At 65.9% G+C, this 20,767-nt stretch carries 20 protein-coding genes and 1 riboswitch; of the genes, 12 read left to right on the top strand and 8 right to left on the bottom strand.

Annotated elements, in window-relative coordinates:
• Nucleotides 1-91: 91 nt before the first annotated feature.
• The 4 genes from AC07OX_RS21250 to AC07OX_RS21265 all read right to left on the bottom strand — a co-directional run bounded on the left by AC07OX_RS21250 (nucleotide 92) and on the right by AC07OX_RS21265 (nucleotide 4,372).
• Entirely contained in the window at nucleotides 92-862 is a 771-nt protein-coding gene (locus tag AC07OX_RS21250; RefSeq protein ID WP_062478757.1) for an SDR family oxidoreductase, read from the bottom strand.
• 88 nt (nucleotides 863-950) lie between these two features.
• Entirely contained in the window at nucleotides 951-1,886 is a 936-nt protein-coding gene (locus AC07OX_RS21255; protein WP_495263193.1) for a pseudouridine synthase, read from the bottom strand.
• Nucleotides 1,883-3,202, bottom strand: a complete 1,320-nt coding sequence (locus AC07OX_RS21260) for a leucine-rich repeat-containing protein kinase family protein (RefSeq protein ID WP_495263202.1) — start codon at nucleotides 3,200-3,202, stop codon at nucleotides 1,883-1,885. Before AC07OX_RS21260 ends, AC07OX_RS21255 begins: the two co-directional genes overlap by 4 nt.
• Before the next feature lie 111 nt (nucleotides 3,203-3,313).
• Nucleotides 3,314-4,372, bottom strand: coding sequence for an MBL fold metallo-hydrolase (locus tag AC07OX_RS21265; protein WP_062478751.1), 1,059 nt, complete (start codon nucleotides 4,370-4,372; stop codon nucleotides 3,314-3,316).
• Nucleotides 4,373-4,466: 94 nt separating this feature from the next.
• Between AC07OX_RS21265 and AC07OX_RS21270 the strand changes: the two genes are divergently transcribed.
• The 7 genes from AC07OX_RS21270 (at nucleotide 4,467) to AC07OX_RS21300 (ending at nucleotide 11,983) form a co-directional block, all read left to right on the top strand.
• Complete coding sequence (locus tag AC07OX_RS21270) at nucleotides 4,467-4,910, top strand: MerR family transcriptional regulator (RefSeq protein WP_070062936.1); 444 nt, start codon at nucleotides 4,467-4,469, stop codon at nucleotides 4,908-4,910.
• Nucleotides 4,911-4,922: 12 nt separating this feature from the next.
• Entirely contained in the window at nucleotides 4,923-5,657 is a 735-nt protein-coding gene (gene can, locus AC07OX_RS21275; protein WP_095947900.1) for a carbonate dehydratase, read from the top strand.
• A 35-nt stretch (nucleotides 5,658-5,692) separates the two neighbouring features.
• Nucleotides 5,693-7,513 carry a bifunctional isocitrate dehydrogenase kinase/phosphatase gene (gene aceK / locus AC07OX_RS21280; RefSeq protein ID WP_062478759.1) on the top strand — a complete coding sequence of 607 codons (1,821 nt, stop codon included), beginning with the start codon at nucleotides 5,693-5,695 and terminating at the stop codon, nucleotides 7,511-7,513.
• 69 nt (nucleotides 7,514-7,582) lie between these two features.
• Nucleotides 7,583-8,767 (top strand): acetyl-CoA C-acyltransferase, encoded by a 1,185-nt coding sequence (locus tag AC07OX_RS21285; protein ID WP_095746933.1) that lies wholly within the window; start codon nucleotides 7,583-7,585, stop codon nucleotides 8,765-8,767.
• A gap of 90 nt (nucleotides 8,768-8,857) precedes the next feature.
• Nucleotides 8,858-10,105: a glutamate carboxypeptidase gene (locus AC07OX_RS21290; RefSeq protein WP_159272768.1), complete on the top strand. Its 1,248-nt coding sequence runs from the start codon at nucleotides 8,858-8,860 to the stop codon at nucleotides 10,103-10,105.
• A 40-nt stretch (nucleotides 10,106-10,145) separates the two neighbouring features.
• Entirely contained in the window at nucleotides 10,146-11,276 is a 1,131-nt protein-coding gene (locus AC07OX_RS21295; RefSeq protein WP_495263192.1) for an acyl-CoA dehydrogenase family protein, read from the top strand.
• A 425-nt stretch (nucleotides 11,277-11,701) separates the two neighbouring features.
• Nucleotides 11,702-11,983, top strand: a complete 282-nt coding sequence (locus AC07OX_RS21300; RefSeq protein ID WP_495263191.1) for a hypothetical protein — start codon at nucleotides 11,702-11,704, stop codon at nucleotides 11,981-11,983.
• Nucleotides 11,984-12,247: 264 nt separating this feature from the next.
• On the opposite strand, the gene AC07OX_RS21305 is transcribed toward AC07OX_RS21300, so the two are convergent.
• The 3 genes from AC07OX_RS21305 to AC07OX_RS21315 form a co-directional block, all read right to left on the bottom strand.
• Nucleotides 12,248-12,628, bottom strand: coding sequence for a hypothetical protein (locus tag AC07OX_RS21305; protein ID WP_495263190.1), 381 nt, complete (start codon nucleotides 12,626-12,628; stop codon nucleotides 12,248-12,250).
• The gene (locus AC07OX_RS21310) at nucleotides 12,625-13,659 is read right to left on the bottom strand and encodes an AAA family ATPase (protein ID WP_495263189.1); all 1,035 of its coding nucleotides are present in this window, start codon (nucleotides 13,657-13,659) and stop codon (nucleotides 12,625-12,627) included. The genes AC07OX_RS21305 and AC07OX_RS21310 overlap by 4 nt, the downstream gene beginning before the upstream one ends.
• Before the next feature lie 378 nt (nucleotides 13,660-14,037).
• Nucleotides 14,038-14,505, bottom strand: a complete 468-nt coding sequence (locus AC07OX_RS21315; RefSeq protein ID WP_495263188.1) for a DUF6841 family protein — start codon at nucleotides 14,503-14,505, stop codon at nucleotides 14,038-14,040.
• A gap of 100 nt (nucleotides 14,506-14,605) precedes the next feature.
• On the opposite strand from AC07OX_RS21315, the gene AC07OX_RS21320 reads away from it, so the two are divergent.
• The 4 genes from AC07OX_RS21320 to AC07OX_RS21335 all read left to right on the top strand — a co-directional run bounded on the left by AC07OX_RS21320 (nucleotide 14,606) and on the right by AC07OX_RS21335 (nucleotide 18,350).
• The gene (locus tag AC07OX_RS21320; RefSeq protein ID WP_492679834.1) at nucleotides 14,606-15,037 is read left to right on the top strand and encodes a YchJ family protein; all 432 of its coding nucleotides are present in this window, start codon (nucleotides 14,606-14,608) and stop codon (nucleotides 15,035-15,037) included.
• Between the two features lie 27 nt (nucleotides 15,038-15,064).
• A riboswitch (TPP riboswitch) is annotated at nucleotides 15,065-15,170 on the top strand.
• A gap of 92 nt (nucleotides 15,171-15,262) precedes the next feature.
• Nucleotides 15,263-17,146: a phosphomethylpyrimidine synthase ThiC gene (thiC, locus tag AC07OX_RS21325; protein WP_390348360.1), complete on the top strand. Its 1,884-nt coding sequence runs from the start codon at nucleotides 15,263-15,265 to the stop codon at nucleotides 17,144-17,146.
• Nucleotides 17,147-17,235: 89 nt separating this feature from the next.
• Nucleotides 17,236-17,928 (top strand): HAD family hydrolase, encoded by a 693-nt coding sequence (locus AC07OX_RS21330; protein WP_062478714.1) that lies wholly within the window; start codon nucleotides 17,236-17,238, stop codon nucleotides 17,926-17,928.
• A gap of 95 nt (nucleotides 17,929-18,023) precedes the next feature.
• On the top strand, nucleotides 18,024-18,350 hold the full coding sequence (locus AC07OX_RS21335; protein ID WP_495263187.1) for a thioredoxin family protein: 327 nt from the start codon (nucleotides 18,024-18,026) through the stop codon (nucleotides 18,348-18,350).
• Between the two features lie 37 nt (nucleotides 18,351-18,387).
• Here the strand turns inward: AC07OX_RS21335 and AC07OX_RS21340 are convergent, their stop codons facing one another.
• Nucleotides 18,388-19,428: an AraC family transcriptional regulator gene (locus tag AC07OX_RS21340; RefSeq protein WP_095746925.1), complete on the bottom strand. Its 1,041-nt coding sequence runs from the start codon at nucleotides 19,426-19,428 to the stop codon at nucleotides 18,388-18,390.
• A gap of 127 nt (nucleotides 19,429-19,555) precedes the next feature.
• Between AC07OX_RS21340 and AC07OX_RS21345 the strand changes: the two genes are divergently transcribed.
• Complete coding sequence (locus AC07OX_RS21345) at nucleotides 19,556-20,728, top strand: isovaleryl-CoA dehydrogenase (protein ID WP_062478706.1); 1,173 nt, start codon at nucleotides 19,556-19,558, stop codon at nucleotides 20,726-20,728.
• Nucleotides 20,729-20,767 lie beyond the last annotated feature (39 nt).

The following is a 20,767-nucleotide window of genomic DNA, read 5'->3' on the forward strand; positions in this document are numbered from 1 at the left end:
GGTCGCCTTTCTTTTGCCTACGTTTCTTTGGCGAAGCAAAGAAAAGTAGGTCGCCTGCCGGGGCGAGACCCGGCCTCGGAACTCAAGAAGATCAGCGAGCGTGCGTAACGCCCCCGTCCACCACCAACGTAGACCCCATCACATAGTCCCCAGCCCGCGAAGCCAGGTAAATGGCGGCACCAGCCATATCTTCGGGAGTGCCGATGCGCCCAGCAGGAATCCGTCCCTTGACCTCATCCCCATGATCCCGCGCATCCTTGTTCATATCCGAAGCAAACGCCCCCGGAGCAATCGCACTCACCACGATCCGGTCCTGCGCCAACCGCAGCGCCATCCGCCGCGTCAGCTGAATCAACCCCGCCTTGCTCGCCGCATACGAGTAAGTCTCCTGCGGATTCACAGAAATCCCGTCAATAGAAGCAATGTTGATCACCTTCGACAGATGATCCGTAGCCGCCTTCTTGAGCATCGGCGTCAGCGCCTTGGTCAGGAAGAAGGGCGTCTTCAAGTTCAGGTCGACGACCTTGTCCCATCCACTCTCCGGAAACTCCTCATAAGGCGCCCCCCAAGCAGCCCCCGCGTTGTTGACCAGGATATCGAGCGACCCTTCATGCTTCGCATAAGCATCGACCAGCGCCTGCGCCCCCTCCACAGTCGACACATCAGCCGGCAGCGACACGCAATGCCCAAAAGCCGACAGCTCCTTCGCCGTCTGATCGCAAGCCGCCGCCTTGCGCGCCGAGATGTACACGCGCGCCCCCTGCGCCAGGAAGCCCTCGGCAATCATGCGGCCGATGCCGCGCGAGCCGCCGGTGATCAAGGCGCTGCGGCCCTTCAGCGAGAAGAGTTGGGTGGTGTCCATGTGCGTTTGTCTCCTGAGTGGTGGAAGAGAGGAAGTTCAATTCCCGTCAGGAGAAAGCTTAGTCCGCGACGCGCCCGCGCCGCGTCACCTAGGCGGCAGCTGCAGCAGGAGCAGAAGGCAGCGCCAACCGGCGCGGGCTCTCGAACGTGCGCAAGGCGCCGCTCAGCGGGTCGATAAAAGCCAGCGACCGCGCCAGCAGCTGCAGCGGTCTGTCGAAGTCATCGTTCCCCGCGGGCTGCAGCGTGGGATAGAACGGGTCGTTCACGATCGGCAAACCCAGCGCCTGGCAGTGCACCCGCAGCTGGTGCTTGCGGCCGGTGACGGGCGAGAGTTCCAGCAGCGCATGGCCGTCGCGCGCCTCCCGCAGCACGATGCGGGTCTCGGAATTCGGCTCCCCGGGCGCTTCGCGCATGCGCATGAAATGGTCGTCGTCCACCAGCCGGCTGCGGTAGACGGCGGGCACCGACGACACGCCCTCGTGCCACGGCACGACGGCCTCGTAGTGCTTGTCGATGCGCCGCTCGGGGAACATGGCCTGGTAGATGCCGCGCGTCTCGGGGCGCGCCGAGAACAGCACCAGCCCCGAGGTGTTGCGGTCGATGCGGTGCAGCGGCACGAGGTCGTCCAGGCCGAGCTTGCGCTTCAGGCGCACCAGCAGGCTCTGCTGCACGTACTTGCCGGTGGGCGTGACGGGCACGAAGGGCGGCTTGTCGACCACCACGAGGTCGTCGTCCTGGTGCAGCACCAACTCTTCGAACGGGATGGGCGTCTCGGCGTCGAGCGCGCGGTAGTAGTACACGCGCAGCGGCGATTCATAACGGCGCGTGGCGGTGACGGGCACGCCGTGCTCGTCGCACACGTCGTTCGCTTCGATGCGCGACAACCAGGCTTCGCGCGAGATGGCCGGAAAGCGCTCGACGAGAAAGTCGGCGATGGTGGGCCAGGGGCCGTGAGGCAGCGAAACGCAGCTCGGGCTCACGCCGTCGCGCGTGGGCATCGGAACGGGGAAGCGGGGGCGCGTCATGGTGCGGCGGCGTCCAGCACTGACAGCACCTCGGCGAACGACGGCCGTGCCGCCACCTCGGGCTGCAGGCAGCGCGCTGCGAGCGTGGTCAAGGGCGAGGAAGAAGCCGCATCGTCGCAGCGCTCCGCCAGTTCTTCGAGCAGGCAACCGAAGGCGCGCATCTCCACGCCTTGCAGCGCCTTCGCGTGCGCCGGATCGAGCGCGCCGGTCATCCAGCCCGCGCCGAAGTCGCCGAGCCGCCCGCCGTCCTGCGCGTGCCACAGGATGTTGTGGGCATACAGATCGCCATGCAGCAGGCCGCGCGCATGCAGGTGCGCCATGGCCGCCGCGATGTCGCGCGCGATGCGCAGGGCGGTGCCGGTCGTCCAGCGCGCATCGTCGGCATAGACGTCGCGGGTGCACGAGGCCAGGCTCGGCGGCCCCGCCAGCGTGCGGAACGACGGCGGCACCAGCGCCATCACCAGGCCTTCGGTGCCGTCGGGGTGGCCGTCGATGCGGCCCTGCGCGGCGATCAGCGTCGGGTGCGCGCCGGCCGCGATGCAGGCCGCCATCTCGCTGTGCGGCCAGCCGTCGCTGGTGACGGCGCCCTTGAACAGCTTGACGGCCACGGGCTGCGCGGCGCCATCGGGTGTGGCGAGCGTGGCGCGGTGGATCACGCCCGAGGCGCCTTCACCGAGCTTCGGGCCGAGCGTCAGGTCGCGCCAGTCGACGTGCGGCACGGTGGGGGCGTCGATGGCTGCGTCTTCGGTCGGCGCATCGAACGGGTTGCCCGCGCAGGCCAGCCAGGCCAGGCGCGGCAGGGTGTGCAGCCAGTCAGGCAGCGCCTCGAAGCGGTTGGCCGACAGGCGCAGTAGCTCGAGCTGCCGGCAGCGGGCCACCGACGGCGGCAGGGCGCGCAGGCGGTTGCCGGCCAGCATCAGCTTCTGCATGCGGGTGCAGTCGCCGAGCGTGTCGGGCAGTGCCTCGATGGCGTTGTCGGTCAGGATCAGCCAGCGCAGCGAGGGCGGCAGCGCCTCGGCGGGCACGTGGGCGATGCGGTTGGCCTTGAAGCCCACGATGTCGAGCTGGCGGCACTGGCCGATGGAGGCCGGCAGTTCGGTGAAGCGGTTCTCGGAGCAGAACAGCACGCGCAGCTTGTGCAGCCGGCCGAGGTCGTCCGGCAGCGCACTGAGCGCATTGCCCGTGAGGTTCAGTGTTTCGAGGGTGTCGGCGAGCGCAAAAATCTCGCGCGGGAACTCGGTGAGTCCGCACGAGAGGTCCAGTCGTCGTGCGCCAGCCAGCCGGCCGGCGCGCAGCTCAGCCAGCGTGTTCGACATTGTCATTCCCAGAGTCTATGCGGCCGCCGCCGGGCCGCCCCAAGGCGAGCCGCGCCTCCCCCTCGGGGGGTGGAGTTACACGCAGCGAAGCGAAGTGAAAAGCCGGGGGCCTCAGGCTGCGCCGAAGCGGTAGATGCCGTCGGCATCCAGCGTGCGCTTCACCTGCCCCGAGAACCACAGCAGGTGCAGGTGGGCCACGGTCTCGCCCATGGCGAAGGTGATCTGGTGCAGGTCGAGCTCGCGCTTGAACAGGATCGGCAGGCCCTCCGACGCCGTGATCGGCCGCGCGAGGCAGGCTTCGAGCAGCTCGGCCAGGCGGTCGCGGTGATGCTCCTGCAGCTGGTCGACGCGGCGGTGGATGCCGGTGAAGGGCTTGCCGTGCGAGGGCAAGCCCAGCGTGTCGGCCGGCAGGGCCTTGAACTTGTCGATGCTGTCCAGGAACAGGCGCAGCGAATTGGCCTCGGGCTCGCCCGCGTGCACGCTCACGTTGGTCGAGATGCGCGGCAGCATCATGTCGCCGCCCAGCAGCAGCTTCGGCTCGGCGCAGTACAGCGCGATGTGCTCGGGCGCGTGGCCGTAGCCACTGATGCAGCGCCAGTCGCGTCCGCCGATGCGGACGATGTCGCCGTCCATCATGCGCACGTAGCGGGCGGGCACGCTGGGCACCATGTTGGTGTAGTAGCTGGTGCGTGCGCGGATCTTGGCGATCGACTCGGGGTTGGTGAGGCCGTGCGAGGCGAAGAAGTCGGCCGCCGCGTCGCCGCCCGCGAGCGTGTCGCCGGCGCTGCACAGCACGCGTGCCACGTGGTAGTCGGTGGCGCTGATCCACAGCGGCGCGTTCCAGCGCTGGCACAGCCAGTCGGCCAGGCCGATGTGGTCGGGGTGCATGTGGGTCACGATCACGCGCAGGATCGGCAGGCCCTGCAGCTGGGTCTCGAAAATCTGCTCCCACTGCGCGCGGGCCTCGTCGTGCGCGATGCAGCAGTCGACCACCGTCCAGCCCTCGACGCCGTCGATCGTGTCGCGCAGCAGCCAGAGGTTGATGTGGTCCAGCGCAAAGGGCAGCCGCATGCGGATCCAGCGCACGCCGGGCGCGACTTCCAGTGCTTCGCCGGCGGCGGGCAGGGTGTCGCCCAGGGGGTAGTGGAGTTCGCGTTCGAGGAGGTTCATGTATGATTGACGTTTACGTAAACGTCATGGGTTGAGGCATCATTGTAGAGAATGCGCCGCCAACCTGCTGTCGCCCCCGCAACCCTTGCCGCCCATGCCCGCGCAGACCTTCACCATCAGCCAGCTCGCCAAGGAGTTCGACCTCACGACGCGCGCCATCCGCTTCTATGAAGACATGGGCCTGCTGTCGCCGGAGCGGGCCGGCCTGCAGCGCGTGTACAGCGCGCGCGACCGGGCGCGGCTCACGCTCACGCTGCGCGCCAAGCGCCTGGGCCTGACGCTGGTCGAGGCGAAAGACATCCTCGACATGTACGACAGCCCGCGCGACACCGTGCCGCAGCTGGAAAAATTCCTGGGCGTGCTCGGCGCCCACCGCGCGCAGCTCGAGGCGCAGCTGGCCGAACTGCAGGCCAACCTCGCCGAAGTGCGCGAGCACGAGAAAAAAGGCCGCGCCACGCTGACCAGGGCGCAGAAGGCCGCCAAGGCCGTCCAGGACGCCCGAGGTGGCGAAAACACGCCCGACACGACGACTCACTGACAATAGACCACCATGCCTTCCGACAACCTCGACGACCTCTTTGCCCACAACCGTGCCTGGTCCGCCCAGATGGAGCGTGACCGGCCCGGCTTCTTCACCGGCCTTGTCAAGCAGCAGACGCCGCGCTACATGTGGATCGGCTGTTCCGACAGCCGCGTGCCCGCCAACCAGATCACCGGCCTGGAGCCGGGTGAAGTGTTCGTGCACCGCAACGTCGCCAACATCGTGGTGCACTCCGACCTCAACGCGCTCTCGGCGATCCAGTTCGCGGTCGAGCACCTGAAGGTCGAGCACATCATGGTGGTCGGCCACTACGGCTGCGCCGGCGTGAAGGCCGCGCTCAGCGGCAAGCGCATCGGCCTGGCCGACAACTGGATCCGCCACATCCAGGACGTGCGCGACCGCCACAGCGTGATGCTCGACAGCCTGCCCGAAGACGTGCGCGTCGATGCGCTGTGCGAGCTCAACGTGGCCGAGCAGGTGGTCAACGTGGCCGTCAGCACCGTCATGGTCGACGCCTGGGCGCGCGGCCAGAAGGTGCGCATCCACGGCTGGACCTTCGGCGTGCACGACGGCCTGCTGCAAGACCTCGGCCTGAGTGTCGAGGGCGACAAGCCGCTGGACGCCATCTACAAGGCTGCCGTGCAACGCATCCGCTACAAGTGGAGCAAGCCGGCCGGCGTTTCGCCGTCGGCGCAGGCAGGTGCCGACGGCACCGAAGGCACCGAGACCCCGCCAGCCGCCTGAGCGAACCCGCCGCTGCCATCGCCGGTCCTGTCGCCATGTTCCCGCAGCGCCTCGATTCCCCGCTGGCCTACGACATCGCGAAGGCGATGATCGACGGGTTCAACCGGCACTACCGGCTGTTCCGGGCCGAATCGGCGCGCGCCAAGCACCGCTTCGAAACGGCCGACTGGCACGGCCAGCAGCGGGCGCAGCGCGAGCGCATCGAGTTCTACGACCTGCGCGTGAACGAGGCCGTGGCCCGGCTCGAAAAAGAGTTCAAGGCCGGCGACCAGCCCATGGAGGTCTGGCACCAGGTCAAGCTGCACTTCATCGGCCTGCTGGTGAACCACCACCAGCCCGAGCTGGCCGAGAGCTTCTTCAACTCGGTCACCACGAAGATCCTGCACCGCGCCTACTTCCAGAACGACTTCATCTTCGTGCGCCCGGCCATCAGCACCGAGTACATCGAGCCGCGCGGCGCACCCACCTACCGGCCGTACTACCCGTCGCAGGCCACGCTGCCCGACATCATCGAGCAGATGCTCGACGACTTCGCACTGCAGGGCAGCTACGCCAACAAGCGGCGCGATGCCGAGCGCGTGGCGCACGTCATCCTGAACCGCTTCCACCAGGTCAAGCTGCGCGCCAACTTCCAGTTGCAGGTGCTGTCGGGCCTGTTCTACCGGAACAAGGGCGCCTACGTGGTCGGCAAGATCATGAACGGCTTCACCGAGATCCCGTTCTCGCTGCCCATCCTGCACGACACCCACGGCAAGTTCTACATCGATGCGGCGCTGTTCGGCGAAGACGACCTGCAGATGCTGTTCAGCTTTGCACGCGCCTACTTCATGGTCGACATGGAAGTGCCCTCGGCCTGGGTGCAGTTCCTGCGCTCGCTCATGCCGCGCAAGCCGCGCGCCGAGATCTACAACGCGCTCGGCCTGGCCAAGCAGGGCAAGACGCTGTTCTACCGCGACTTCCTCTCGCACCTGAACTACTCGAGCGACCGCTTTCGCATCGCGCCCGGCATCAAGGGCATGGTCATGCTGGTGTTCGACCTGCCGTCGTTCCCCTTCGTGTTCAAGGTCATCAAGGACTTCTATCCGCCGCAGAAGGACACCACGCGAGAGCAGATCAAGGGCAAGTACATGCTCGTGAAGCAGCACGACCGCGTGGGCCGCATGGCCGACACGCTCGAGTACAGCAACGTGGGCTTTCCGCTCGACCGCTTCGAGCCCGAGCTCATCGAGGAGATCCGCAAGTTCGCGCCCAGCCAGCTCGAGATCGGCGACCGCGACGGCAACGGGGAGATGGAGGTCGTGCTCAAGCACGTCTACATCGAGCGCCGCATGATCCCGCTGAACATCTACCTGCAGGAAGCCTTCGACACGCTGGCCCATCCCGAGAGCCCGGCCCAGGCCCGGCGCGCCAAGGACCAGCTGGAGCATGCGGTCATCGAGTACGGCAACGCCATCAAGGACATGGTGGCCGCCAACATCTTCCCCGGCGACATGCTGTGGAAGAACTTCGGCGTCACGCGCGGCGGCAAGGTCGTGTTCTACGACTACGACGAAATCGAATACGTCACCGACTGCAAGTTCCGCAAGGTGCCCACGCCGCGCAACGAAGAAGACGAGATGAGCGGCGAGGTCTGGTACTCGGTCGGCCCGAAGGACGTGTTCCCCGAGACCTTCGAGCCCTTTCTGCTGGGCAACAAGGACGTGCGCGCCGCCTTCATGGCGCACCACGCCGACCTGCTCGACGCCGCCTTCTGGCAGCACCACAAGGAACGCATTCAGGCCGGTCAGATGCTCGATGTGTTCCCGTACGAAGAGTCGCAACGCTTCCAGCACGAAGGCCACGCGACGCATTTCTGACCGCCCGTTTCCCGATTCCGTTTCCGTTTTGTTTTTGACTTCACTTTCACATTCCTGAAGGAGACCTCCATGTCCGAATCCATCGTCATCGTCGGCGCCGCCCGCACCCCCATGGGCGGCTTCCAGGGCGATTTTTCGTCCCTCTCCGCGCACGACCTGGGCGGCGCGGCCATCAAGGCGGCCGTCGAGCGCGCCGGCATCGCGCCCGAGAGCGTGGGTGAAGTGCTGTTCGGCAACTGCCTCATGGCCGGCCAGGGCCAGGCCCCGGCGCGCCAGGCGGCCTACAAGGGCGGCCTGCCCGACAGCGCGGGCGCCGTCACGCTCAGCAAGATGTGCGGCTCGGCCATGAAGGCCGCGATGCTCGCGCACGACCTGCTGCTGGCCGGCACGCACGATGTCATCGTGGCGGGCGGCATGGAAAGCATGACCAACGCGCCTTACCTCATGCTCAAGGGCCGCGGCGGCTACCGCATGGGCCACGACAAGATCTATGACCACATGATGCTCGACGGCCTCGAAGACGCCTACCAGCCGGGCCGCTCCATGGGCACCTTCGGCGAAGACTGCGCCGCCAAGTACAACTTCACGCGTGAACAGCAGGACGCCTTTGCCATTGCAAGCGTGCAGCGCGCCAAGGCCGCCACCGAATCGGGCGCCTTCAAGGACGAGATCACGCCCGTCACCGTGAAGGGCCGCGGCGGCGACACCGTCATCTCCATCGACGAAGGCCCGGGCAAGGTCAAGCTCGACAAGATCCCCACGCTCAAGCCCGCGTTCAAGAAAGAAAACGGCACCATCACCGCCGCATCGAGCTCGTCGATCAACGACGGCGCCGCCGCGCTGGTCATGATGACCGAGTCGCATGCCAAGAAGATCGGCGCCAAGCCGCTGGCGCGCATCGTCGGCCATGCCACGCACGCGCAGCAGCCCGAGTGGTTCTCCACCGCGCCGGTCGGCGCCGTGCAGAAGCTCTTCGCCAAGACCGGCTGGAGCGTGAAGGACGTCGACCTGTGGGAAGTGAACGAAGCCTTCGCGGTCGTGCCCATGGCCCTCATGCACGAGCTCGACGTGTCGCACGACATCGTCAACGTGAACGGCGGCGCCTGCGCGCTGGGCCACCCCATCGGCGCCAGCGGTGCGCGCATCATGGTCACGCTGCTGCACGCGCTGAAGGCGCGCGGCAAGAAGCGCGGCGTCGCCACGCTGTGCATCGGCGGCGGCGAAGGCACCGCCGTCGCGCTCGAATTGCTATAACGCCAGGAGCCGCCGGCGCCCGGGAGAGGGCGCCGGCCGGTTTCCACCCCGGACAGTTCAAACAAAACCATGCGTAGAGCAGGAGATTTCATGCGCCCATCCATTCACCGTACCGCCGTTGCCGCCGTGCTCGCTACCGCCTTCGTGGCAGGTGGCGCCTGGGCCCAGAAGCGCGACAACGTGCTGTTCCAGGCCGCCACCGACGAGCAGCCGGCGGTGATCAAGACGCTCGAGAAGCTCGTCAACATCGAGACCGGCACCGGTGACGCCGAAGGCATGGCCGCCGCCGGCGCGTACCTCGAAGGCGAATTGAAGAACCTCGGCTTCACCGTCACGCGCAGCAAGTCGGTCGGCCTCGTGGTCGGCGACAACATCGTCGGCAAGCTCAAGGGCCGCGGCGGCAAGAACCTGCTGCTCATGTCGCACATGGACACCGTGTACACCAAGGGCACGCTCGCCAAGGCGCCGTTCCGCATCGAAGGCGACAAGGCCTACGGCCCCGGCATCGCCGACGACAAGGGCGGCAACGCCGTCATCCTGCACACGCTCAAGCTGCTCAAGGACTACGGCGTGCGCGACTACGGCACCATCACCGTGCTGTTCAACACCGACGAGGAAAAAGGCTCCTTCGGCTCGCGCGACCTGATCCAGGAAGAAGCCAAGCTGGCCGACTACGTGCTCTCGTTCGAGCCCACCAGCGCCGGCGACGAAAAGATGTCGCTCGGCACCTCGGGCATCGCCTACGTGCAGGTCAACATCACCGGCAAGGCCTCGCACGCGGGCGCCGCGCCCGAGCTGGGCGTGAACGCGCTGGTCGAGGCCTCCGACCTCGTGCTGCGCACCATGAGCATCGACGACAAGTCGAAGAACCTGCGCTTCAACTGGACCATCGCCAAGGCCGGCAACGTGTCGAACATCATCCCGGCCAGCGCCACGCTGAACGCCGACGTGCGCTACGCACGCAACGAAGACTTCGACGCCGCCATGAAGACCCTCGAAGAAAAGGCGCAGCAGAAAAAACTGCCCGAGGCCGACGTCAAGGTGCTCGTCACGCGCGGCCGTCCGGCCTTCAACGCGGGCGAGGGCGGCAAGAAGCTGGTCGACAAGGCCGTGGTCTTCTACAAGGAAGCCGGTGGCACCGTGGGCGTCGAAGAGCGCACCGGCGGCGGCACCGACGCGGCCTACGCGGCGCTCTCGGGCAAGCCCGTGATCGAAAGCCTGGGCCTGCCCGGCTTCGGCTACCACAGCGACAAGGCCGAGTACGTCGACATCAGCGCCATTCCGCGCCGCCTGTACATGGCCGCGCGTCTCATCATGGACCTGGGCGCCGGCAAGTAAGCCTCGCACCCACCGACAAGAAAGAACTGGAGACAACGCCATGCTGCTCAGCGCAGACCAGGAAGCCATCCGCGACGCCGTGCGCGATTTTGCGCAGGCCGAGCTCTGGCCCAACGCCCCCAAGTGGGACCGCGACCACAGCTTCCCGAAGGAAGTGCACCAGGGCCTGGCCGCGCTGGGCGCCTACGGCATCTGCGTGCCCGAGGAGCATGGCGGTGCGGGCCTCGACTACCTCACGCTCGCACTCGTGCTTGAAGAAATCGCAGCCGGCGACGGCGGCACCAGCACCGCCATCAGCGTGACCAACTGCCCCGTCAACGCCATCCTCATGCGCTACGGCAACGCGCAGCAGAAGAAGAAATGGCTCGAGCCGCTGGCCCAGGGCCAGATGCTCGGCGCCTTCTGCCTCACCGAACCGCAGGCCGGCAGCGACGCCTCGAGCCTGCGCACCACCGCGCGCAAGGACGGCGACGGTTACGTGATCGACGGCGTGAAGCAGTTCATCACCAGCGGCAAGAACGGCCAGGTCGCCATCGTCATCGCTGTGACCGACAAGGGCGCCGGCAAGCGCGGCATGAGCGCGTTCATCGTGCCGACCGACGCGGCCGGCTACAACGTCGCGCGCTTGGAAGACAAGCTCGGCCAGCACAGCAGCGACACCGCGCAGATCAACTTCGACAGCTGCCGCATCCCCGCAGAAAACCTCATCGGTGCCGAAGGCGAGGGCTACAAGATCGCGCTCGGCGCACTCGAAGGCGGACGCATCGGCATCGCCGCGCAGAGCGTGGGCATGGCCCGCAGCGCCTTCGACGTGGCCGTGGCCTACGCCAAGGAACGCCAGGCCTTCGGCGGCGCCATCTTCGACCAGCAGGCCGTGGGCTTTCGCCTGGCCGAATGCGCCACGCAGATCGAAGCCGCGCGCCAGCTCATCTGGCACGCTGCCAGCCTGCGCGACGCCGGCCGGCCTTGCCTGAAAGAAGCCGCCATGGCCAAGCTCTTCGCCAGCGAAATGGCCGAGCGCGTGTGCAGCGCCGCCATCCAGACCCTGGGCGGCTACGGCTACGTGAACGACTTTCCGCTGGAACGCATCTACCGCGACGTGCGCGTGTGCCAGATCTACGAAGGCACGTCGGACATCCAGAAGCTGTTGATTCAACGCGCGCTCGCCTGAGATCGTCTGATCAAGTGAACCAACGCCGCGACCTGAGTGGGTGATGCTTCGGGTGGGGCGGTGCGTTCCAGTCGCTGACGCTTGACGGGCGTCCGAGCGACCGCGTACATTGCTTTTGCCTCGTGATGAGCGAGGCCGGGATTGGCGTCCCGCTGACATCCTGCGACGAAAGCCGCAGTTACCGCACAAGGTCTGCGGCTTTTTCATTCGCGCTTCTTTTTTTTTAGGCGGCTCGAATGGGAGGGCTCGCGCCCTGCCGGTTTCCGTAAGGATGTCCCGGTACGCCAACCCGTTCGAGCTGCCGCCCCCGATTGGCGTCGGGTGCGTCGGTTGTTGCAAATCGACATCCTTGGAGGCCTATGGCCACTGTTCCAAATGCGGGTACCGACGCCGGTTGCCCTTGCGCGTCTCAACGCTCCACTGTCTTGTTCAAGCCCTTCGAATGGGTGCAAGGCGAACGGCTCCCACCTTCACTGCAAAGCCATGCGGCCTTTCTCAACGAGGCGCGTGATGTGGTGCAGGGCGCGCAGACGTTGGTTCAGTTGCTCGAATGGGATGAGGATCGGCGCAATGCCGCTTCTTCTGATGTGGACCCTGCGCCGCTTTTCGATGCATGCCAGCGCAGTTCGCTGCAGCGGTTTGTTGTGGTCTCACTGGGGCTTCTGCATGCGCGGATTGAAGCGCAGTGTGAGGCGTTGACGAAGTAGGAGCACGACGCGAGGGCCTTCTTCTCGTTTCAGAAGAGAGTCTGCGGCATCCTTTAGTCTCCCGCCGCTAATTTGAGTCGTTCAAGTCCGGTGCTTGAGCGGCAGTAGCCACGAAGATCGGGTCGTTGAGCGCAGGCGGCCGACCCGCGGCTTCACCCTCGGCAGCCACCACGTGGCCGAACTGCAGCCGGCAAGCCAGTTCGGCCATGGATCCGACGCATCGCGACTGGCTCAAGGTGATCAAGGGCGGCGCGTCAGTCCTCCCTAATTACGGAAGGCATCACCCTTCACAGAGCGGCGCTGCGCCGTATCAACGATGTGATCGACAACCCGATCAGCCCGCTTCCACTTCATGACAAGCTTGGATGGGTCCATCACAAACTCCGCGACGATGTCTAGAAGCTGGTCGAGGCTGAGCACTAAAAGTCGAGCGCGTAGCTCATGCTCACCCACCTCCGCGAACAATGCATGCGGGTCGAGTACCGCCGCACTTCTAGCCCGGGACTTCCTACCAGCATGGACGGCTTCGCTGATGGGCTCGTGTGAGCCTAATGCCTCTTCTAGGCGAGCTGCAAACGCGGGGTTCGAATCCGCTTCATTCAAGATCACCGTACCCAGGGCTTTCAATGCCCGCTTTAGGTTCATACACCAGCCCTTTCCATGATTTCCTTGGTCAGGCTCATGTACGTGTCGAACTGACCAGCGTAGCCCCATTTTTGCCGGAGCGTAGAAACGGTGCGGAACTCGGCCGCGTCAGCAGCCTTGTTGTTCTCGGCAACGATCGTTTTGAACAAAGGGGCGTCTGCCTTGCGACGCATTTGTCGCAGCGTATTGGTGTGAGTTGTGGCTTGCTCACGGTACTTCGAGATCACGATGCCCAGCGGCTCAATGTCCTCGCCGATCGAGTCGGAGAACTGCTTCACTCGTTTGACGATCTGAGGGATGCCATACGTGGAAAGGACATCAGGGATCGTGGGAATGATGTACCCGTGCGCGATGCGCAGACCGTTTAGCGTGATGATACCCAGGTTGGGCGGACAATCCACCAACACGACGTCGTAGTCGTCGAGCACGTTTCGCGTTGCCAGCCTGAGAATGTCCGTCGGATTTTTTGAAAAGAACTTTCCGCTCGACATGCCGGCCAGCCTGTCTTGAACGTCGATGAGATCCAGACTAGACGGCAGCAGGTCAAGTTTACGAACAGCTTGCACATTCGACACTTGGGACTGGATGGCTTCGTCGATGTTGAATTTGGGCTCGCTGTCCTCCTGCAAAGCATCCTTGAAGAGTTGCGCCAGCGTTTTGCCCTCCGCGTTCAACTCGCTCCATCGCTCTTCGCCAATGAGCATGGTGGTTGCATTGGTTTGAGGGTCCAAGTCGATGACCAGAACCCTCTTACCGTACTCTGCCGCCATGAACTCGGCGATAGCAACCGTCGTGGTTGTCTTGCCCACGCCACCCTTCAGATTGATGCATGCAATTACTGTAGCCATAGGAACCTTCCTCCTGCGCAGCCAGGCGCGAATTTGAGAAGCACGAAAAACAGGACCCGACTTCAGGCTGGCAGCCGGAGTTGGAAAATCGCGAGCACGCTTTCGCCAATTCGCCACTGCAGACGGCGTTACGCCTGCGAGTTCAGCGACCTCATACAAACCAAGCAGCTCGTGTTCTTCCATCCGTATGCGTTGTGAATATCGTTCACAGCAAGTGTGAAGGGAGTTCACAGCCTTGTCAAGCGCTATCCATCGGCGGGACTCCTCCCACCACGTCAGACCGTCGCGAGTGCCTGCGGCAACCCTCGGGTCAGTCACTCGCACGGCCAAGGTCTGATCCGTGTCAGATACCGACATGCGACTAACAGCATGAGTACGAAAGCGGCAGTCGAAGGCCGTAGACGTTGCGAAGCAGCCTTCCGCGAAGACCGGCTACATGAAGGAATAGGGCATTAAGCAGTCCCTGGGCGGCCTCTTAGTAGATGCCGTGCTGCCTTAGAACTTCGGCTTCATCCCCAGTGATCCACCCGAACACCTTCGCGCTGGAGCCTTCAAGCCGCATCACCGCATCAGATAGACATTGGTGAAGTTGATCACCTTCTGCGCGCCATCGACCTTGTAGATCGCTCGCCATTCCATGCGGGCGAGTCCGTGGAGTTCGTCGATCGCCGAGACGTCGAGCTTGCGCACGTTCATCCGTTGCATGCCAGTTTCGCGGTAGTGCTTGAAACCCTGCTCGGACACTTTCCTGAGTTCGTCGTCGTTCTTGCGCGCGAAGACACCGGCGGGCGAGGCCGCAATGAAAGCCTCCGCGTACAGCGCAGCGACGGCTTCCAGGTCGACTTCACCCGTCAGTCCCGCATTGAATTCGCACTTATAGAGGTCGAACAGCTCTCGTGCCGCGGATTGAATCGGGTTGGGTTTCGTTCGCCATGGCGATGCACTCCTTTGCGATACCCGCGCGCTTTCTACTCCCGACTCGCACCCTGCGGCAACGTGTGGGTGGGCGTCCAGTGCCTGCAGACTCATGCGAGCCCAAGCTCATCCCCGAGCCAGCCGGGCATGCCCCGAAGCCTCCCACACCCCACCTTCAACCCCCGCCGCGCCAAGTGTTCCAATAGAGCCCTTCATGAGCGCCACCGACCCCACTCCCGGCCCCTGCCCCTGCGGCCGCACCGACCGTCGCGACAAGCCCATCGGCTACGCCCTGTGCTGTGGGCGCTACCTCGACGATTTCGAGAACACGCCGGCGCCCGACGCCGAATCGCTGATGCGTTCGCGCTACTCGGCCTTCGTACTGGCCCGCGCCGACTACCTGCTCGCCACCTGGCACGCATCGAAGCGACCGGCTTCGGTCGAGTTCGAGCCGGGCGTCAAATGGCTGGGGCTGGACATCCGCTCGCGCTCGGTGCTCGATGCCGACCACGCCGAGGTCGAGTTCGTCGCCCGCCAGCGCGGCGCGACGGGCGTGGCGTTCCGCCTGCACGAGCGCAGCCGCTTCGTGCGCGAGAACGAGCGCTGGTTCTACGTCGACGGCGACCTGCACCAGCCCCCGGGTTGACGGCGGCGGGCTTCGGCCCGCACAATCGGCCCCGCTCCGGGGTGCACGCATGTGGTGTGCTGAGATGGCAAAGCTGCCGACCCGCGAACTTGATCCGGGTCATACCGGCGTAAGAAGAGCTGCACTCCCTGACTTCGGTCCGTCACTCCCTTTTCTGGTGGCGGGCCTCCCGAGGTCCACTGAGCGATTGCGGAGCACCCTTTCCCTCAACAAGGAGTGCCTCCGATGAATGCCCCCGATAAATTCACCTCGCTGCTGTCGCTGACGCGCGAACCCTTTCCCGCCTCGCACAAGTGCGTCATTCCGGGCAGCCGGCCCGACCTGTTCGTGCCTGTGCGCGACGTGGCGCTGACCAACGGCGAAACCGTCTCCCTGTACGACACCTCGGGCCCTTACACCGACCCGAAGGTCGAGATCGACGTGCGCCGCGGCCTGCCCGACGTGCGCAGCGCCTGGGTCATCGAGCGCGGCGACACCGAAAGCTACGAAGGCCGCACGCACCACGCGCTGGACGACGGCGCCAAGAACGAAGACCGCGACGCGCAGCGCCTGGCCGAGCTGCGCGCCGGTGCCTCGGCGCTGCAGCGCACGCCGCGCCGCGCCAAGTCGGGCGCCAACGTCACCCAGATGCACTACGCGCGCCGCGGCATCGTCACGCCCGAGATGGAATACGTGGCCCTGCGCGAGAACGGCAAGCGCGAGTGGATGGCCGAGTACCTGGCCAACGAGGAGCGCGCCAAGCGCGTGGCGGGCAACCCGATGGGAGCGAGCATTCCGCGCATCATCACGCCCGAGTTCGTGCGCGACGAAGTGGCCCGTGGCCGCGCGATCATTCCGGCGAACATCAACCATCCTGAAGTCGAGCCGATGGCCATCGGGCGCAACTTCAAGGTGAAGATCAACGCCAACATCGGCAACTCGGCCGTCACCTCGAGCATCGAGGAAGAGGTCGAGAAGCTGGTGTGGGCCATCCGCTGGGGCGCCGACAACGTCATGGACCTGTCGACCGGCAAGAACATCCACACCACGCGCGACTGGATCGTGCGCAACTCGCCGGTGCCCATCGGCACGGTGCCGATCTACCAGGCGCTCGAAAAGGTGGGCGGCGTGGCCGAAGACCTGACCTGGGAAATCTACCGCGACACGCTCATCGAGCAGGCGGAGCAGGGCGTGGACTACTTCACCATCCACGCGGGCCTGCGCCTGCCGTTCATCCACCTCACGGCCGACCGCATGACGGGCATCGTGTCGCGCGGCGGCTCGATCATGGCCAAGTGGTGCATCGCGCACCACAAGGAGAGCTTCCTCTACACGCACTTCGAGGACATCTGCGACATCATGAAGGCCTACGACGTGAGCTTCTCGCTCGGCGACGGCCTGCGTCCCGGCAGCGGTGCGGATGCGAACGACGAGGCGCAGTTCGCCGAGCTGCGCACGCTGGGCGAGCTCACGCAGATCGCCTGGAAGCACGACGTGCAGACCATGATCGAAGGCCCGGGCCACGTGCCGATGCACATGATCCAGGCGAACATGGACGAGCAGATCAAGCACTGCCACGAAGCGCCGTTCTACACGCTCGGCCCGCTGACCATCGACATCGCGCCGGGCTACGACCACATCTCCAGCGCCATCGGCGCCGCCATGATCGGCTGGGCCGGCACGGCGATGCTCTGCTACGTGACGCCCAAGGAGCACCTGGGCCTGCCCGACCGCGACGACGTGAAGCAGGGGATCATTGCTTACAAGATCGCCGCGCACGCGGCCGACGTGGCCAAGGGCCACCCGGGCGCACGCTCGCGCGACGACGCGCTGAGCAAGGCGCGCTTCGAGTTCCGCTGGCAAGACCAGTTCAACCTGGGCCTGGACCCCGACACGGCGCGCGAATTCCACGACGAGACGCTGCCCAAGGATTCGAGCAAGGTGGCGCATTTCTGCTCGATGTGCGGCCCCAAGTTCTGCTCGATGAAGATCACGCAGGAAGTGCGCGAGTACGCCGCCAAGAAGGGCGTGGCGGAGCGCGAGGCCATGGCCGAGGGCATGGAAGAGAAGTCGAAAGAATTCATGGCCGGCGGCGGCGAGATCTACATCCCCATCCGCCCCGTCGCCTGAGGCGGTGAATGACCCGATAGCCTGAGTCTCCCCGTGCGGAAAGGGGGCGTTGCTACCATGGGGCCAGACCCCTGAACTCCAGCCTCGCAATGACCCCTTTCCCCTTTTCCGCCGTTCTCTTCGATTGCGACGGCGTGCTCGTCGATTCCGAACCCATCACCAACCGCGTGCTTGCCGACATGCTCGGCGAACTCGGCTGGCAGCTCACGGCCGAGGAATCGATGAACATCTTCACCGGCAAGGCCGTGAAAGACGAGACGGCGCTCATCGAGGCCAAGACAGGCTTCAAGATCACCGACGACTGGCTGCGCGGCTTTCGCGCCCGCCGCAACGAGGCGCTCGACCGCGACCTCGTCGCCATTCCCCATGCGCCCGCCGCCATCCGCGAGATCCACGCGCGGCTCAAGGGCCGCATTGCCTGCGCGTCGGGCGCCGACCGCCACAAGGTCGAGCTGCAGTTGGCCAAGGTCGGTTTGCTCGACTGCTTCGAGGGCCGCATCTTCAGCGGCCACGAGATGCCGCGCTCCAAGCCGCATCCCGACGTGTACCTGGCCGCGGCGGAAGCGCTCGGTGTCGATCCGAAGCGCTGCGCGGTGGTCGAAGACACGGTCACCGGCGCGATGGCCGGCGTGGCCGCGGGCGCCACGGTGTTCGGCTACAGCACGGGCGAGTCGGGCCACAGCGGACCGGGCGCACTGCGCGCCGCAGGCGCCGTGGCCGTGTTCAGCGACATGACCGGGCTGCCCGCATTGCTGGCCGGCTACGGCCTGCAGGCGGCCTGAGTTTCTGGTGCAATGACGCCCGTCAGCGTGTCGCGCCTCCGCCGCGCACACGCGTTCCTCTTCACGCTTTCTCACGTTTCGCAAGGACTTCGCCCATGACCTCCGAATACCAGACCGAGCAACCCGACCGCAGCGAGATCGACGCGCTCCAGGGCCCGGCCGTGGTGGAGTTCGGCACCAACTGGTGCGGCATCTGCAAGGCCGCGCAGCCGAACATTGCCGACGCCTTTGCCAGGTACCCGAACGTGCGCCGCATCAAGGTGGAAGACGGCAGCGGCCGACCACTGGGGCGTTCGTTCAACGTGCGGCTGTGGCCCACGCTGGTGTTCATGCGTGACGGGCAACAGGTCGCGAAGCTGGTGCGACCGGAAGACAGCCAGTCGATCGCCGATGCGCTGGCGCTGATCGATTCGCCAGCCTGAGTTCCGGCGTTCAGGGCGCGCGACCTGAACGGGGTTGCTACAACCCCAGCTGCCGGAAATCCCGAGGCGCGTGCCCCGTCCACTGCAGGAACGCACGCGAGAAGCTCTTCTCGTTGCGAAAGCCCACTGCCAGCGCCACCTGCTTGATCGGCCGCGTCGTCCGGCGCAGCTGCTCCACCGCCAGCTCGTGCCGCACTTCGTTCTTCAGCACCTGCAGCGAGGTGCCTTCTTCGTGCAGCTGCCGGTGCAAGGTGCGCCCCGACACGTTCAACAGCCCCGCCAGCGCCTCGGCCGTGGTCGCCTCGCCCGCGCGCGCGCGCAGCAGTTCGCGCACGCGCTGGCCCAGCAGGCGGTCGCGGCGGTACTGCAGCACTGTGAGCGGCAGGGCGCGCTTGAGCATGGTGCGCAGCGCGCGCTCGTCGCGCAGCAGCGGCAGCGCGAGGTAGCGTTCGTCGAAGCTGATGCTGGCCTGCGGCGCGTCGAAGTGCACGTCGGGCGTGAACATCAGCGGGTAGGCGTCGCGGTGCGGCGGTGCCGCGAACGGAAAGGTGGCCTGGCGCAGCGAGATGCGTGAGTCGATGGCCCAGCACACGTAGCCGTGCATGAAGCGCAGGCTGGTCACCAGGCAGAACTCGCGGAACGCGGGGTCGAGCGGGCGGTTCTCGGTGATGCGCAGCGTGGCCACGCCGCCGGTCACCTCCAGCGCGAGCGTGATGTCTTCGGTCAGCAGGCGGTGGTGGCGGCACCAGCGTTTCATGGCCACGCCCAGGTCGGGCGAGGTGAGCGAGGCGCGGCACAGCATGCCGTAGCTGCCCCAGGGCAGGCGGCGCGAGAACCAGCCCAGCGCCTCGTCGTCCAGCTCCTGCATCGCGTGGCCCGACAGCGCCTCGAACTGCGCGGCCGTCACCCGCGCGCCCGGGCGGGCCAGTTCGCGCGGCGCGATCTGTGCCGCCTGCAGGGCCTGCGCGGGGTCCTTGCCGTAGCGGGCATACCCTTGCACGATGGCTCGCACGAAGGCCATCGGCGTGACGGCGCGGGCGGGTCGCAGGAAGGCGGGGGACGACGTGGTGGAGGGCATCGGTCGTGGCGCAATTTGCAACCATTGTGGCGCCAATTGCGGCGCCACGAGGCGTAAGCTGCGTTTTTTCAAGCGCCATCCGCGCGGGCAGCCCTGCGCGCCGACCCCTTCAGAGGAGACAAGACTCATGCACGATTTCGGCCTCAACTTCGACCTGGGCGACGACATCGACGCGCTGCGCAGCGCGATCCAGGACTTCGCCGCCAACGAAATCGCGCCCCGCGCTGCCGAGATCGACCGCGACAACCTGTTCCCGCACGACCTGTGGCAAAAGCTCGGCGAGCTGGGCCTGCACGGCATGACGGTGAAGGAAGAATTCGGCGGCACCGAGCTGGGTTACCTGGCCCACATCGTGGCCATGGAAGAAGTCTCGCGCGCCTCGGCCTCGGTGGGCCTGTCGTACGGCGCGCACTCCAACCTGTGCGTGAACCAGATCCACCGCAACGGCAGCGAAGCGCAGAAGAAGAAATACCTGCCCAAGCTGGTGAGCGGCGAGCACGTGGGCGCGCTGGCCATGAGCGAGCCCAACGCCGGCTCCGACGTGGTGAGCATGAAGCTCAAGGCCGACAAGAAGGACGGCTACTACGTGCTCAACGGCGGCAAGATGTGGATCACCAACGGCGGCGACGCCGACACGCTGGTCATCTACGCCAAGACCGAACCCGAGATGGGCGCGCGCGGCATGACCGCCTTCATCGTCGAAAAGAACTTCAAGGGCTTCTCGGCCGGCACCAAGCTCGACAAGCTCGGCATGCGCGGCTCCAACACCTTCCCGCTGTTCTTCGACAACTGCGAAGTGCCCGAAGAGAACGTGCTCGGCGGCGAAGGCATGGGCGCCAAGGTGCTGATGAGCGGCCTGGACTACGAGCGCGCCGTGCTCTCGGGCGGCCCGCTGGGCATCATGGCCGCCTGCATGGACGCCGTGATCCCCTACATCCACGAGCGCCAGCAGTTCGGCCAGAGCATCGGCGAGTTCCAGCTGATGCAGGGCAAGATCGCCGACATGTACTCGACCTGGCAGGCCACCCGCGCCTACGTGTACGCCGTGGGCAAGGCCTGCGACCGCAACGACCATGCGCGCACCTTCCGCAAGGACGCGGCCGGCGCCATCCTGTACTCGGCCGAGAAGGCGACCTGGATGGCCGGCGAGGCGATCCAGACGCTGGGCGGCGTGGGCTACACCAAGGACTTCCCGGTCGAGCGGCTGTGGCGCGATGCCAAGCTGTACGAGATCGGTGCGGGCACGAGCGAAGTGCGCCGCATGTTGATCGGCCGTGAGCTGTTCTCCGAAACGGCATAAGCCGCGCCGCACACCCTCACCCCACCCTCTCCCCGCAGG

The organism is Variovorax sp. GW821-FHT09D07 (assembly GCF_059416345.1).